Source organism: Micromonospora sp. NPDC048887, assembly GCF_040649715.1.
Taxonomy (GTDB): domain Bacteria; phylum Actinomycetota; class Actinomycetes; order Mycobacteriales; family Micromonosporaceae; genus Micromonospora.
Map to the genome: position 1 here is coordinate 18,339 of NZ_JBEZGA010000022.1, position 11,897 is coordinate 30,235.

12 protein-coding genes and 1 pseudogene are annotated in these 11,897 nt (G+C 72.6%); 6 read left to right on the forward strand and 7 right to left on the reverse strand.

Features of this window, described 5'->3' with window-relative positions:
• Positions 1-27: 27 nt before the first annotated feature.
• Together AB0C17_RS26080 and AB0C17_RS26085 are read left to right on the forward strand one after the other, a co-directional pair.
• Positions 28-386: pseudogene (locus AB0C17_RS26080) on the forward strand (type II toxin-antitoxin system RelE/ParE family toxin); the annotation flags it as partial.
• A gap of 28 nt (positions 387-414) precedes the next feature.
• Positions 415-726, forward strand: a complete 312-nt coding sequence (locus tag AB0C17_RS26085; RefSeq protein WP_216932161.1) for a helix-turn-helix domain-containing protein — start codon at positions 415-417, stop codon at positions 724-726.
• 18 nt (positions 727-744) lie between these two features.
• Here AB0C17_RS26085 and AB0C17_RS26090 read toward each other — a convergent pair whose 3' ends face one another.
• The 4 genes from AB0C17_RS26090 to AB0C17_RS26105 form a co-directional block, all read right to left on the reverse strand.
• Positions 745-1,194 (reverse strand): hypothetical protein, encoded by a 450-nt coding sequence (locus AB0C17_RS26090; protein ID WP_357387956.1) that lies wholly within the window; start codon positions 1,192-1,194, stop codon positions 745-747.
• A 101-nt stretch (positions 1,195-1,295) separates the two neighbouring features.
• Positions 1,296-1,643: a DUF779 domain-containing protein gene (locus AB0C17_RS26095; protein WP_357387954.1), complete on the reverse strand. Its 348-nt coding sequence runs from the start codon at positions 1,641-1,643 to the stop codon at positions 1,296-1,298.
• Entirely contained in the window at positions 1,643-3,148 is a 1,506-nt protein-coding gene (gene adh / locus AB0C17_RS26100) for an aldehyde dehydrogenase (RefSeq protein WP_357387952.1), read from the reverse strand. Before adh ends, AB0C17_RS26095 begins: the two co-directional genes overlap by 1 nt.
• Before the next feature lie 40 nt (positions 3,149-3,188).
• Complete coding sequence (locus tag AB0C17_RS26105) at positions 3,189-4,472, reverse strand: transcriptional regulator (RefSeq protein WP_357387950.1); 1,284 nt, start codon at positions 4,470-4,472, stop codon at positions 3,189-3,191.
• A 187-nt stretch (positions 4,473-4,659) separates the two neighbouring features.
• Between AB0C17_RS26105 and AB0C17_RS26110 the strand changes: the two genes are divergently transcribed.
• Entirely contained in the window at positions 4,660-5,319 is a 660-nt protein-coding gene (locus tag AB0C17_RS26110) for a hypothetical protein (protein WP_357470254.1), read from the forward strand.
• An 84-nt stretch (positions 5,320-5,403) separates the two neighbouring features.
• Here the strand turns inward: AB0C17_RS26110 and gabT are convergent, their stop codons facing one another.
• Positions 5,404-6,675, reverse strand: a complete 1,272-nt coding sequence (gene gabT / locus AB0C17_RS26115) for a 4-aminobutyrate--2-oxoglutarate transaminase (RefSeq protein ID WP_357480925.1) — start codon at positions 6,673-6,675, stop codon at positions 5,404-5,406.
• A gap of 6 nt (positions 6,676-6,681) precedes the next feature.
• On the reverse strand, positions 6,682-8,118 hold the full coding sequence (locus AB0C17_RS26120; RefSeq protein WP_354865071.1) for a gamma-aminobutyraldehyde dehydrogenase: 1,437 nt from the start codon (positions 8,116-8,118) through the stop codon (positions 6,682-6,684).
• A 142-nt stretch (positions 8,119-8,260) separates the two neighbouring features.
• On the opposite strand from AB0C17_RS26120, the gene AB0C17_RS26125 reads away from it, so the two are divergent.
• Entirely contained in the window at positions 8,261-9,700 is a 1,440-nt protein-coding gene (locus AB0C17_RS26125) for an aldehyde dehydrogenase family protein (RefSeq protein WP_357470260.1), read from the forward strand.
• A gap of 3 nt (positions 9,701-9,703) precedes the next feature.
• On the opposite strand, the gene AB0C17_RS26130 is transcribed toward AB0C17_RS26125, so the two are convergent.
• The gene (locus tag AB0C17_RS26130; RefSeq protein ID WP_357470263.1) at positions 9,704-10,936 is read right to left on the reverse strand and encodes an SUKH-3 domain-containing protein; all 1,233 of its coding nucleotides are present in this window, start codon (positions 10,934-10,936) and stop codon (positions 9,704-9,706) included.
• A gap of 81 nt (positions 10,937-11,017) precedes the next feature.
• Between AB0C17_RS26130 and AB0C17_RS26135 the strand changes: the two genes are divergently transcribed.
• Entirely contained in the window at positions 11,018-11,431 is a 414-nt protein-coding gene (locus tag AB0C17_RS26135) for a YbaB/EbfC family nucleoid-associated protein (RefSeq protein WP_357387940.1), read from the forward strand.
• Positions 11,432-11,434: 3 nt separating this feature from the next.
• A complete protein-coding gene (locus AB0C17_RS26140) occupies positions 11,435-11,791 on the forward strand; it encodes a hypothetical protein (RefSeq protein WP_357387938.1) in 357 nt (118 codons plus the stop codon).
• Positions 11,792-11,897 lie beyond the last annotated feature (106 nt).

The window sequence follows — 11,897 nt, forward strand, 5'->3', positions numbered from 1 at the left end:
ATGTTTAGCTCAAGCTATAGTCGGACCATGGGTGCGGACGGGAAGCGCTGGTCGGTCCGGGTGACCGGAGAGGTCCGGCACTGGCTGCGCGACCTGTGGGACCACGACCCGGCGTCGTACGAGAGCGTCCGGGTGGCGGTGGACAAGCTGGCCGAGGTCGGACCAGGGCTGGGCGCCCACTCGTGGACACGCTGCGCGGAAGCAGTCTCCGTAATCTGAAGGAACTGCGGCCTCGCTCCGGTCGGGAGGTGGCGATCCGGGTGCTGTTCATCTTCGATCCCTGGTCGCAGGCGGTCCTCCTGGTCGCCGGCAACAAGGCGGGCAACTGGACCCGCTGGTACCGGCAGCACATCCCGGCAGCGGAGGTTGCCTACAAGGCTTGGCTCGACAGCGAGCGCGAGCGAAGGGGGAGTCGTGACCGACTTCTATCACTGGGACGAGGTCCGCGCCGAACTCGGCGGCGACGACGAGGCGTACGAGGCGGAGCGCGCCCGGACCGACGCGTGGGTGAGCGCGTTCCACCTGGCCGAGGAGCGCAAGCGGCTGGGGCTCACCCAGCGGCAGGTCGCCGAGATCATGGGGGTCACGCCCGGCCGGGTGAGCCAGATCGAGAACGGCGACCTCGACGTCAACGAGGTGGCCACGCTGAGCCGGTACGCCAACGCCCTCGGCGCCCGGCTACGGATCATCTTCGACTACGGCGACGACCTCCGGCAGATCGCCTGACCGGAGGCCGTCGACCGGTCAGGGGCGGGCGCAGCGGGGGCGCAGGCGCACGGGTTCGGTGGTTTCGGTGAGGGAGTTGGGCTCCACCACCAGGCGGGCTGTCGTGGTGGCCGGGCCGGGGCGGAACCTGCCCTGGTCGGCGGGGATGGTCGCGGTCCAGGTGCCGGCGGTGCGGTCGTCGGTGCAGGCTCCGATCACGCCGAATCCGAAGCCGGTGACCGACCCGCGCCGTACCCGCTGGTCGAGGTGCACCTCGATGTACGCGAGGCCGCGTTCGGCCCCGCAGTCGAACCGGCCGCCCACGGTGGCGGTGTGCGCCCGCGCGTCGGCCGAGCCGAACCAGTTGACGGAGATGGTGGGGGAGGCCGCCGGGGCGGCCACGGCGGCGCCGGGCGCGAGCCCGAGCGTGGCGGCGGTGGCCAGGGCGGTGAGGCCGGAGGCGAGCAACGACTGTCGGACCGGGTTCATGCGCGGTCTCCTGTCGGGCGGTGGTGGGACGCGGATTCCGAAGTGGACGGCGTCAGCATCCCACCGCCGCGATGCCCGCGAGCTGCAAGATCTCGGACAGATCAGCGGTTCAGGTGGGAGCGGATGAGGAAGCGGACGCCCTCCGGGGCCTCCAGGGAGAAGCCGCTGCCCCGTCCGGGCACCACGTCGACGGTGAGCCGGGTGTGCCGCCACAGCCCCCACTGGGCCTTGGACATCCAGAACTCCACCGGCTCGGGCACGCCGTCGACAGCCAGCGAGGCGAGCAGCACATCCGAGCCGCCGGTACGGAACTCACCGGCCGGATAGCACATCGGGGCGCTGCCGTCGCAGCAGCCGCCGGACTGGTGGAACATCAGCGGGCCGTGCTGCCCCCGCAGCGACCGGATCAGGTCGGCCGCCGCGGGGGTCACTGTCACCGGGTCACCCATCAGAAGAAGCCCAGCTTCTTCGGCGAGTAGCTGACCAGCAGGTTCTTGGTCTGCTGGTAGTGCTCCAGCATCATCTTGTGGTTCTCCCGGCCGATGCCGGACTGCTTGTAGCCGCCGAACGCCGCGTGCGCCGGGTAGGCGTGGTAGCAGTTCGTCCACACCCGCCCGGCCTGGATGGCCCGCCCGGCCCGGTACGCCGTGTTCAGGTCCCGGGTCCACACGCCGGCGCCGAGCCCGTACAGCGTGTCGTTGGCGATCTTCACGGCGTCGTCCAGGTCGGCGAAGGAGGTCACCGACACCACCGGGCCGAAGATCTCCTCCTGGAAGATCCGCATCGAGTTGTCGCCCTCGAAGATGGTCGGCTGGACGTAGTAGCCGCCGGACAGCTCGCCGCCCAGGTCCGCCCGCTCGCCGCCGGCGAGGACGCGGGCGCCCTCCTGCCGCCCGATGTCCAGGTAGGACAGGATCTTCTCCAGCTGGTCGTTCGACGCCTGCGCGCCGACCATCGTGTCGGTGTCCAGCGGGTGCCCCTGCTTGATCTGACCGGTCCGGTCCACGGCGGCGGCCAGGAAGTCGGAGTAGTGGCCCTGCTGGATGAGCGCCCGGGACGGGCAGGTGCACACCTCGCCCTGGTTGAGCGCGAACATGGTGAAGCCTTCGAGCGCCTTGTCCCGGAAGTCGTCGGACGCGGCGCTGACGTCGTCGAAGAAGATGTTCGGGCTCTTGCCGCCCAGTTCGAGGGTGACCGGCTTGATGTTCTCGCTGGCGTACTGCATGATCAGCCGCCCGGTGGTGGTCTCGCCGGTGAACGCCACCTTCGCCACCCGCGGTGAGGAGGCCAGCGGCTTTCCCGCCTCGACGCCGAACCCGTTCACCACGTTCAGCACGCCCGGCGGCAGCAGGTCGCCGATCAGCGAGAGCAGGTAGTGGATCGACGCGGGCGTCTGCTCGGCCGGCTTGAGCACCACAGCGTTGCCGGCGGCGAGCGCCGGGGCGAGCTTCCACACCGCCATGAGGATCGGGAAGTTCCACGGGATGATCTGCCCGACAACGCCCAGCGGCTCGTGGAAGTGGTACGCCACCGTGTCGTCGTCGATCTCGCCGAGCGAGCCCTCCTGCGCCCGGATCGCCCCGGCGAAGTAGCGGAAGTGGTCGATGGCGAGCGGGATGTCGGCGGCGAGCGTCTCGCGTACCGGCTTGCCGTTCTCCCACGTCTCGGCGATCGCCAGGGACTCCAGGTTGTCCTGCATGCGGTCGGCGATCCGGTTGAGGATCAGCGAGCGCTCGGCGACCGACGTGCGGCCCCACGCGTCGGCAGCGCCGTGCGCCGCGTCCAGCGCCTTCTCCACGTCCTCGGCGGTGCCCCGGGCCACCTCGCAGAAGGTCTGCCCGGTCACCGGGGTCGGGTTCTCGAAGTACTTGCCACCGTGCGGCTTCACGTACTCGCCGCCGATGTAGTGGTCGTAGCGGGACTGCCAGTGGGTCGGGGCGTCGTAGCGCGTCATGGGTACCTCCGCCGTCCGTCTGGGGTGGATGGCGGGCAGGCTAGTTTCCGGGACGTTGCAGGAACGTTGCGCGCGGCAGCGCGTACTCCTCGGCGAGCTGGCGGGCCCGCGCGAGCGCGAGCGGCCGGCGTGGCGCGCCCGGCGGCAGCGCCCGCGCCAGGGCCTGCCAGACGGCCAGGTCGTCGGACCCGGCCGCCGTCGCGGTCCAGGCCGCGAGCAGCCCCGGGTCGCCGCCGGCCAGCACGGCGGCGCGCAACTGGCCGTCGACAAGGCGGCGCAGTCGCGCGACTCCCGGCGCGTCCGACAGGGGCAGCAGGGGCCCGGGGTACGCGCGCAGCGCCGCCGCCGGGTCGCCACGTTCCAGCAGTTCGGTGACGGTACGGAAGTCGGCGCGCACGGCCGGGCGCAGCCGGTACGGGCGGGAGTCGAGCAGCTCCTCGCCGAGCACGCGGCGCAGGCGGGACAGCTCGGCGCGCAGCGTGACCGGGTGCCGCCGGTCGTCGCCGTAGAGGTCGAGGCCGAGTTGTTCCCCGGTGCGCCCCTCCGGATGGTCGACGAGCAGCACCAGCAGTTCGCTGTGCCGGCGGCCGAGCCGGATGCGCCGGCCGCCGACGCGCAGCTCCGCCACGTCGCGGCCGAGCGCCGACACGTACGCCACGTCCGGCGCGGCGGGCGCGGCGCCGGCCAGGAACGCCTCGGCGGCCCGGGCGGTGGCCCGGACCAGCGCCAGGCTCTGCGGGGCGGCCAGGTGGTCCCCGCCGGTGATGTCGACGGCGCCGAGCAGCGCTCCGCTGACCGGGTCGTGGATCGGCGCGGCGGCGCAGGTCCAGCGCTGCACCGGCCGGACGAAGTGCTCGGTGGCGAAGATCTGCACGCCGTGGTCGACGGCGAGGGCGGTGCCGGGCGCGTTGGTGCCGGCGTGCGCCTCGTCCCAGCGCGCGCCCGGTACGAAGTTCATCCGCTCGGCGTGCCGCAGCACCCCGGGGTGGCCCTCCACCCAGAGCAGCCGGCCGGCGGCGTCGCAGACCGCCATCAGGTGCGCGCCGTCCTGCGCGATGCCGCCGAGCAGGTCACGGAACAGCGGCATCACCCGGGCCAGCGGGTGCGCGGCCCGGTACGTCTCCAGCGCGTCGTCGACGAGGTCGACAGGCGGCGTGGCTTCCGGGTCCAGCAGCGCGGACCGCCTCCAGGAGCGGGCGACCACCTCCCGGACCCCGCCGGTGGTGGTGCCGGCGGCGAGGAACGCCTCGTGGGCGGCACCGACCTGCGCGATCCGTTCCGCCGGATCCGCGCCGAACTCCAGGGCGAGCCACGGGTCAGCCACCAGCGCCTCCTTCCACCCATCGTGACCCACCTCACCCCCGAGCGCCAAGGCGTGGCGGCAGGTACCGGCACGGACGGCCGGAGCGTCACCGGGCCCTCACCTTCCGTTGTGGACCGCCGGCCGGATCGAACGGTCCGGCCCTCCCGTCCGTACCACGCGTCGAACAGCAGCGACGACGGGAGAGAACGTGAGGGTGCAGCGCAAGCACGTGCTGGCGGCGACGGTGGCGGTGACCGCCACGGTGGCGGTCTCGGTGGGCACCGGACTCGGTTTCGCGGACACCGCGCCGGCCGCGCGATCGGTCTGCGCCGGGTCGGTGACCTTCTCGGCCGAGGGCGGACCGCCGGCCGCGACGAGCGACCGGTTCCCGGTCGGCACCCGGCTACGGGTGACGAACCTGGACAACCGCAAGGTGACCACGGTGACGGTGACCGGGCCGTCCGGGAGCTGCGTGCTGCTTAACGCCGCCGCCATGGACCTGGTACGCGAGCCGGGCAAGAACGTCATCCGCCGCAACGTGGTGGAACGCCTCGACGGCGCCGCCGCCCCGGCCCCGGGCGCGCAACTGGGTGAGACCCGCCCGGGCGCGGCGCAGCCGATCGGCGGCAGCGTCTGCTCCGGCGCGATCACGTTCTTCGCCGAGGGCGGGGCACCCGCTGCCACCAGCGGTCAGTTCCCGCTCGGCACCCGGCTGCGGGTGACGAACCTGGACAACAACAAGGTGGTGACGGTGACGGTGACCGGGCCGTCGGGCAGTTGCGTGCTGCTCAACACCGCAGCCATGGACGCGATCCGGGAACCCGGCAAGAACCTGGTCCGGCGCAACACTGTGGAACTGCTCCGCTGATCGTCCGCGCGGAACACCATGGGCCGGTCCTGGGAGATCGGGCCCATGGTGTTCCCGTGCGGGATCAGGTGTTCCCCGTGCGGGTCAGCCGAATGCGGCCGCCAGGATGTCCAGGCCCCGGCCCAGCTCGTCGTCGGAGATCACCAGCGGAGGCAGGAACCGCAGCACGTTGCCGTAGGTGCCGCAGGTCAGCGTGAGCAGCCCGGCCGCGTGGCAGGCCGCCGAGATCGACGCCGTGGCGGCCGGGTCCGGGGTCAGCGTGCCCGGTACGACGATCTCCACGGCGAGCATCGCGCCCCGGCCGCGTACCTCGGCCACGCGCGGGTCACCGGCGGCGATGGCGCGCAGCCGCTCGCCCATCACCGCGCCGATCCGGCGGGCGGCGGCGGCCAGGTCCAGCTCCCGCATCGTCTCGATCGACGCGAGCGCGGCGGCGCAGGCGATCGGGTTGCCGCCGTACGTGCCGCCGAGGCCGCCGACGTGCACCGCGTCCATCAGCTCCGCCCGGCCCGTGACGGCCGCCAGCGGCAGCCCGCCCGCGATGCCCTTGGCCAGCGTGATCAGGTCCGGCTCGACGCCCTCGTGCTTGCAGGCGAACCAGTCGCCGGTGCGGCAGAAACCGGTCTGGATCTCGTCGGCGACGAACACCACCCCGGCCGCCGTCGCCCACTCGCGCAACGCCGGCAGGAACCCCTCCGCGGGTACGACAAAGCCGCCCTCGCCCTGGATCGGCTCGATCAGCAGCGCCGCCACGTTCTCCGCGCCCACCTGCTTCTCGATCATCTCGATCGAGCGGGCCGCCGCTGTGGCGCCGTCCAGCCCGCCGTCGCGCAGCGGGTACGACATCGGCACCCGGTAGACCTCACCGGCGAACGGCCCGAACCGGTGCTTGTACGGCATGTTCTTCGCGGTCAGCGCCATGGTCAGGTTGGTCCGGCCGTGGTACGCGTGGTCGAACACCACCACCGCGGGCCGCCCGGTCGCGTGCCGGGCGATCTTCACCGCGTTCTCCACCGCCTCGGCGCCGGAGTTGAACAACGCCGAGCGCTTCTCGAAGCCACCCGGGGTCAGCGCGTTGAGCTGCTCGCAGACCGCCACATACGACTCGTACGGCGCGACCATGAAGCAGGTGTGGGTGAACCGTTCGACCTGCGCGCGTACCGCCTCGACCACGCGCGGCGCGGAGTTGCCCACGTTGGTGACCGCGATGCCGGCGGCGAAGTCGATCCACTCCCGCCCGTCCACGTCGGTGATCGTGCCGCCGCCCGCCCGGTCCACGTACGCGGGAATCGTGCTGCCCACGCCCCGCGCCACCGCCTCGACGCGGCGCTTGTGCAACTCCTCGCTGCTGGCCATCGCCGATCAGCCCTCGATGTTGTGCATGACGTGCTTGATCCGGGTGTAGTCCTCCAGGCTGTAGACCGACAGGTCCTTGCCGTGGCCGGAGTGCTTGAAGCCGCCGTGCGGCATCTCCGAGACGAACGGGATGTGCGTGTTCACCCAGACGCAGCCGAAATCCAGCCGGCGGGTCATCCGCATGGCCCGGCCGTGGTCGCGCGTCCACACCGAGGCGGACAGGCCGTAGTCCACGCCGTTGGCCCAGCGCACCGCCTCGTCCTCGTCGGAGAAGCGCTGCACGGTGATGACCGGCCCGAACACCTCGTCCTGGATGATCTCGTCGGTCTGGCGTACGCCGGAGACCACGGTCGGGGCGTAGAAGAAGCCGCGCTCGCCGACCCGCCCACCACCGGTGGTGACGTTCGCGTGGTCCGGCAGACGGTCCACGAAGCCGCTCACCCGGGCGAGCTGGTTGGCGTTGTTCAGCGGGCCGTAGAGCACGTCGGCGTCGTCCGGCGCGCCGGTGCGGGTGTTGCGGGCCTGCTCGGTGAGCGCGGCCACGAAGTCCTCGTGGATGCCCGGCCCGGTGAGCACGCGGGTCGCCGCCGTGCAGTCCTGACCGGCGTTGAAGTAGCCGCCCATCGCGATCGCCTCGGCCGCCGCCGCCACGTCCGCGTCGTCGAAGATCACCACCGGGGCCTTGCCGCCCAGCTCCAGGTGCGTCCGCTTCAGGTCCGGCGCCGCCGCGGCGGCGACCTCCATGCCCGCGCGGGTCGAGCCGGTGATCGACACGAGCTGCGGCGTCGGGTGGGAGACCAGCGCACGGCCGGTGTCCCGGTCGCCGCAGACCACGTTGAAGACGCCCGGCGGCAGGTGCTCGGCGGCGATCTCGGCCAGCAGCAGCGTCGACACCGGCGTGGTGTCGGACGGCTTCAGCACCACCGCGTTGCCCGCCGCCAGCGCCGGGGCGATCTTCCAGACCGCCATCATCAGCGGGTAGTTCCAGGGGGTCACCTGGGCGCAGACGCCGATCGGCTCGCGCCGCACGTACGAGGTGTGCCCGGCCAGGTACTCACCGGCCGAGCGCCCCTCCAGCAGGCGGGCCGCACCGGCGAAGAAGCGCAGCTCGTCCACTGCCGGCGGCAGCTCCTCCTCGGTGGTGAGCTGCCGGGGCTTGCCCGTGTTGCGGACCTCCGCGTCCACCAGCTCGGCGGCCCGCGCCTCCACCGCGTCGGCGAACTTCAGCAACGCCCGCTGCCGCTCGCCCGGCGTGGCGTCCCGCCAGGTCTCGAACGCGGCGGAGGCGGCCTTCATCGCCGCGTCCACGTCCGCCGCGCCGGAGACCGGGGCCTGGGCGAAGACCTCGCCGGTGCACGGGTCGATCAGGTCGGCGTAGCCGCCGTCCACCGGTTCGACGTACTCGCCGTTGACGAAGTTGCGCAGCTGCTGCTGGTCGCTCATCAGAAGTCTCCGAGAAGGTGGCCGGGGAGAGGGTCAGCGGAGGTTATCGCAATCTGACTGCCATCTTGGCTACTAAATCCGAGGCAGACAAGGGTTTGGGCAACTGTTTCCGCGTGGGCGCTTCTGGTCTAGGCTGCCGGGCGTGGAGCCGAGAGCCTTCTACGTCGCCGGTCGCCCCGCCCACGGCGAGAGCGAACTGACAGTCACCCACCCGTACGACGGGCAGCCGGTGGGGCGTACCACGCTCGCCACGGCCGACCAGGTCGAAGCCGCCGTCGCGGGCGCCGCCGGGGTGGCCGCGGAGGCCGCGGCCCTGCCCGCGCACGCCCGCGCGGCGGCCCTGGACCACGTCTCCCGCCGGCTCGCCGAGCGGGCCGACGAGGTCGCCGCGCTGATCACCGCCGAGAACGGCAAGCCGGTCAAGTGGGCCAGGGCGGAGGTGGGACGCGCGATCTCCACGTTCCGCTGGGCCGCCGAGGAGGCCCGCCGCTTCTCCGGCGACCTGCAGCGGCTCGACACCGACCCCGCCGCCACCGGGCGGATCGCCCTGGTCCGGCGCGTGCCGCGCGGCCCGGTGCTCGGCATCACCCCGTTCAACTTCCCGCTCAACCTGGTCGCCCACAAGGTCGCCCCGGCGCTCGCCGTCGGCGCCCCGATCGTGGTCAAGCCGGCCCCGGCCACCCCGCTCACCGCGCTGCTGCTCGGCGAGATCCTGGCCGAGACCGACCTGCCCGAGGGCATGTTCTCGGTGCTGCCGCTGCCGAACGAGCGCGCCGCCGAACTGGTCACCGACCCCCGGCTGCCGGTGGTGTCGTTCACCGGCTCCGGACCGGTCGGCGCGGCCATCCGCAGGGCCGCGCCGGACAAGCACGTCACGCTGGAACTCGGCGGAAACGCCGCGGCGGTGATCTGCGCGGACTGGTCGGCCGACGAGGACCTGACCTTCGCCGCGCAGCGCATCGCCACGTTCTCCAACTATCAGGCCGGGCAGTCGTGCATCGCGGTGCAGCGGGTCTACGTGCACGAACGGCTCTACGACGGTTTCCTGCCCCGGCTCGTCGCGGCGGTGCGGGCGCTACGCACCGGTGACCCGCGCTCCGAGCAGACCGACGTCGGCCCGCTGGTGTCGGTCGAGGCGGCGCAGCGCGTCGAGGACTGGGTGGACGAGGCGGTCGCCGTCGGCGCGGTGGTCGAGGCCGGCGGGCGGCGCGACGGCGCCACCTACCCGCCCACAGTGCTCAGCGGCGTGCCCGCCGACGCCAAGGTGTGCGCCGAGGAGGTGTTCGGGCCGGTGCTCGTGGTCGCCCCGGTCGCCGACGACCGGGCCGCGTTCGCCGCCGTCAACGACTCCGCGTACGGCCTCCAGGCCGGCGTGTTCACCCACCGGCTCGACGTGGCGTTCGACGCCGCCCGCACGCTGGAGGTCGGCGGCGTGATCGTCGGAGACGTGCCGTCGTACCGGGCCGACCAGATGCCGTACGGCGGGACGAAGGGCTCCGGGGTCGGGCGGGAAGGGCTGCGCAGCGCCATGGACGACTACACCGAACCCCGGGTCACGGTGCTGACCGGCGTGGCCCTCTGATCGTCACCAGGTGCCGTCGTCGCGGACCCGGGCGGGGGCGCGGCCGAGGAGCAGGGTGGTGAGGGCGGCGTCGATGTCGGCCCCGAGGAACCACTCGCCGGCCTGGTCGAGGGCGAAGATCCGGCCGTGCTCGTCGACCGCGAGGATGCTCTCCTGGCGTTCGCTGCCGAGCGGGAAGAGGCGGGCGCCCAGGACGGCGGCGAAGTCGGCGAGGGAGTCGGCGGTGTGCGCGGCCCGCAGCGGATTCGTGGTGAACTGGCTGATCCAGACCTGCTCCCCGGGCCCTCGCCGTCGGCTCAGGACGGCCGGGAACGCGGTGAGCGCTGCCTCTGCGGCAGGGAAGGGCTCATGCCGGTGATGCTGTCCCGCGATCGCCTTCGTCTCGGCCATCGCGCCCATCGCGAGTGCCTCGTTGAAGATGCTGACCTGCCACCCGCCTTCGATGAGCGCGTGGGCGACCTCGTCCGGAAACCGTCCGGGTTCGATGACGGGGCGCGGCTCCGGTCGCCATTCCTCCACGAACGCGAGGTCGGCCCACGGCAGCACCCCGATCCGCACCAGGAACTTGACGCACGAGTCGCAGGGAAGTTCGGCGAGCCCTCCCAGCGGGTCACCCGGCTCGCGGCTGCGGTAGACCTCGATCCGGCTGGCGCCGAGCAGGTCACGGGCCTCCTCGATGGACAGTGGCGGCAGACCATCGGCGGCCCGGCGGTGGTCGTGCTCGTACAGCGCGTCGGAGACGACGATCATCTCGGCGTGCCGCTCGCCGCCGCGTACCAGGTGGCCGGCGGGTAGTTCCTCCAGATAGGACCGCACGAGCGGGTGGTGCCGCACCTCGATGTCGCCCTTCGCGCCCTGCGCGACGTGCTGCCGGCCGTCGAGCGTGAGGTGCGCTGCCGCGCCGGGCGTGGGCAGCCGGGTCAGCTCGCGGAGCAGTTGGGCGGCCGGATCGACGGTACGCGGAGCGCGTGGCTCGGCCGGGCGTCGCTGGCGGTACATCTCCTCGACCGCCGGAGCCGGGATCCGCGGCCAGGTCGACACCTCGCCGGTCTCCTTGTCGATCACAGTGGTCGGCAGGTCGCCGGGCAGCGCCCGGGCGTCGGTCGACACCGTGGAGCTGACCAGGTAGCCCAGGTCGAACTCCTCGACCACAGGAGTGCAGGGAAAACCGAGACGTTCGGAGTCCCGCCGGGCCCACACGGAGGCGATCTGCTCGGCCTGCTGTCGCTCGATCACCACCTGAAATTACCGGACCCCACGGGTTTCGTGGCACCCGGTATGGTCGGCCCTACCCACGGTGACGAAAGGGGAGCGACGGTGGCCGAGAGTGCGGACCGGGATGCGAACCGTGCACTGCGCGCGCGATTCGACGAGGTGTACGGCCAATACCAGCGCCTGCGGTCCGGTCTGGACGAACTCCAGATCAAACTGGCCGAGCTGCGGGTGACCGAACGCTCCGACGACGGTCAGGTGACCGCGGTGGTGGGCGCGCGAGGCGAGCTCATCAGCGTCGAGGTGAGCCCGGCGGTGTTCCGCGACCGGGACGCCCGGGCGTTGAGCCGGAAGATCACCGAGACCGTGCTGCGCGCCTCCACCGCCGCGACCACCGCGACCCGGGAGCTGGTCTCCGGCTACCTGCCGCCGGGTTCCCCGTCGGTCGAGTTCCTGCGTACCAACGACTTCGGCGCGCTGCTCGGCCGGGCCGACTCCGTGCTGGCCCGCGGCGAGTGACAGGTGGCCGGGGGAGAGATCTGGCTGGACCCCGACCGGGCCCGCCGCGGCGGTGCTGACCTGGCGTTGTCGGGGCGGGCGGTGAGCGCGGCCCGGCGGGAGACGGGCGATCCGATCGCCGTCGCGAGCGCCCAGCGGCCCTGGGGCCGAGACGACATCGGCGCCGCCTTCGACAAGCACTACCAGGGTTACGCCGAGACGCTGCTGCGCGCGTGGGAGCTTCTCGGCCGGTCGCTCGACGTGCTTGGGTCGGACGTCGTCCGTTCGGTCGCGGCCACCGTCGAGACAGACCTGAGCAACGCCCGCGACCTCGGGAAGATCCCGCAGCAAGGGCACCACCCCCATCGGCCCCGGCGCTGACCACCGGAGGACCCGCGCGTGAGCATGCTGCCCAGCCCGATCCCGCACCCGCTCGACTTCTGCCCTTGGGACGTGCCCGGCTGGATCTATGAGGCGCTCGACTGGG

Excerpts from the sequence above, each read along its gene's own strand:
- AB0C17_RS26090 (WP_357387956.1), bottom strand. The coding sequence starts at position 1,194 with ATGAACCCGGTCCGACAGTCGTTGCTCGCCTCCGGCCTCACCGCCCTG.
- AB0C17_RS26095 (WP_357387954.1), bottom strand. The coding sequence starts at position 1,643 with ATGGGTGACCCGGTGACAGTGACCCCCGCGGCGGCCGACCTGATCCGG.
- adh (WP_357387952.1), bottom strand. The coding sequence starts at position 3,148 with ATGACGCGCTACGACGCCCCGACCCACTGGCAGTCCCGCTACGACCAC.
- gabT (WP_357480925.1), bottom strand. The coding sequence starts at position 6,675 with ATGGCCAGCAGCGAGGAGTTGCACAAGCGCCGCGTCGAGGCGGTGGCG.
- AB0C17_RS26120 (WP_354865071.1), bottom strand. The coding sequence starts at position 8,118 with ATGAGCGACCAGCAGCAGCTGCGCAACTTCGTCAACGGCGAGTACGTC.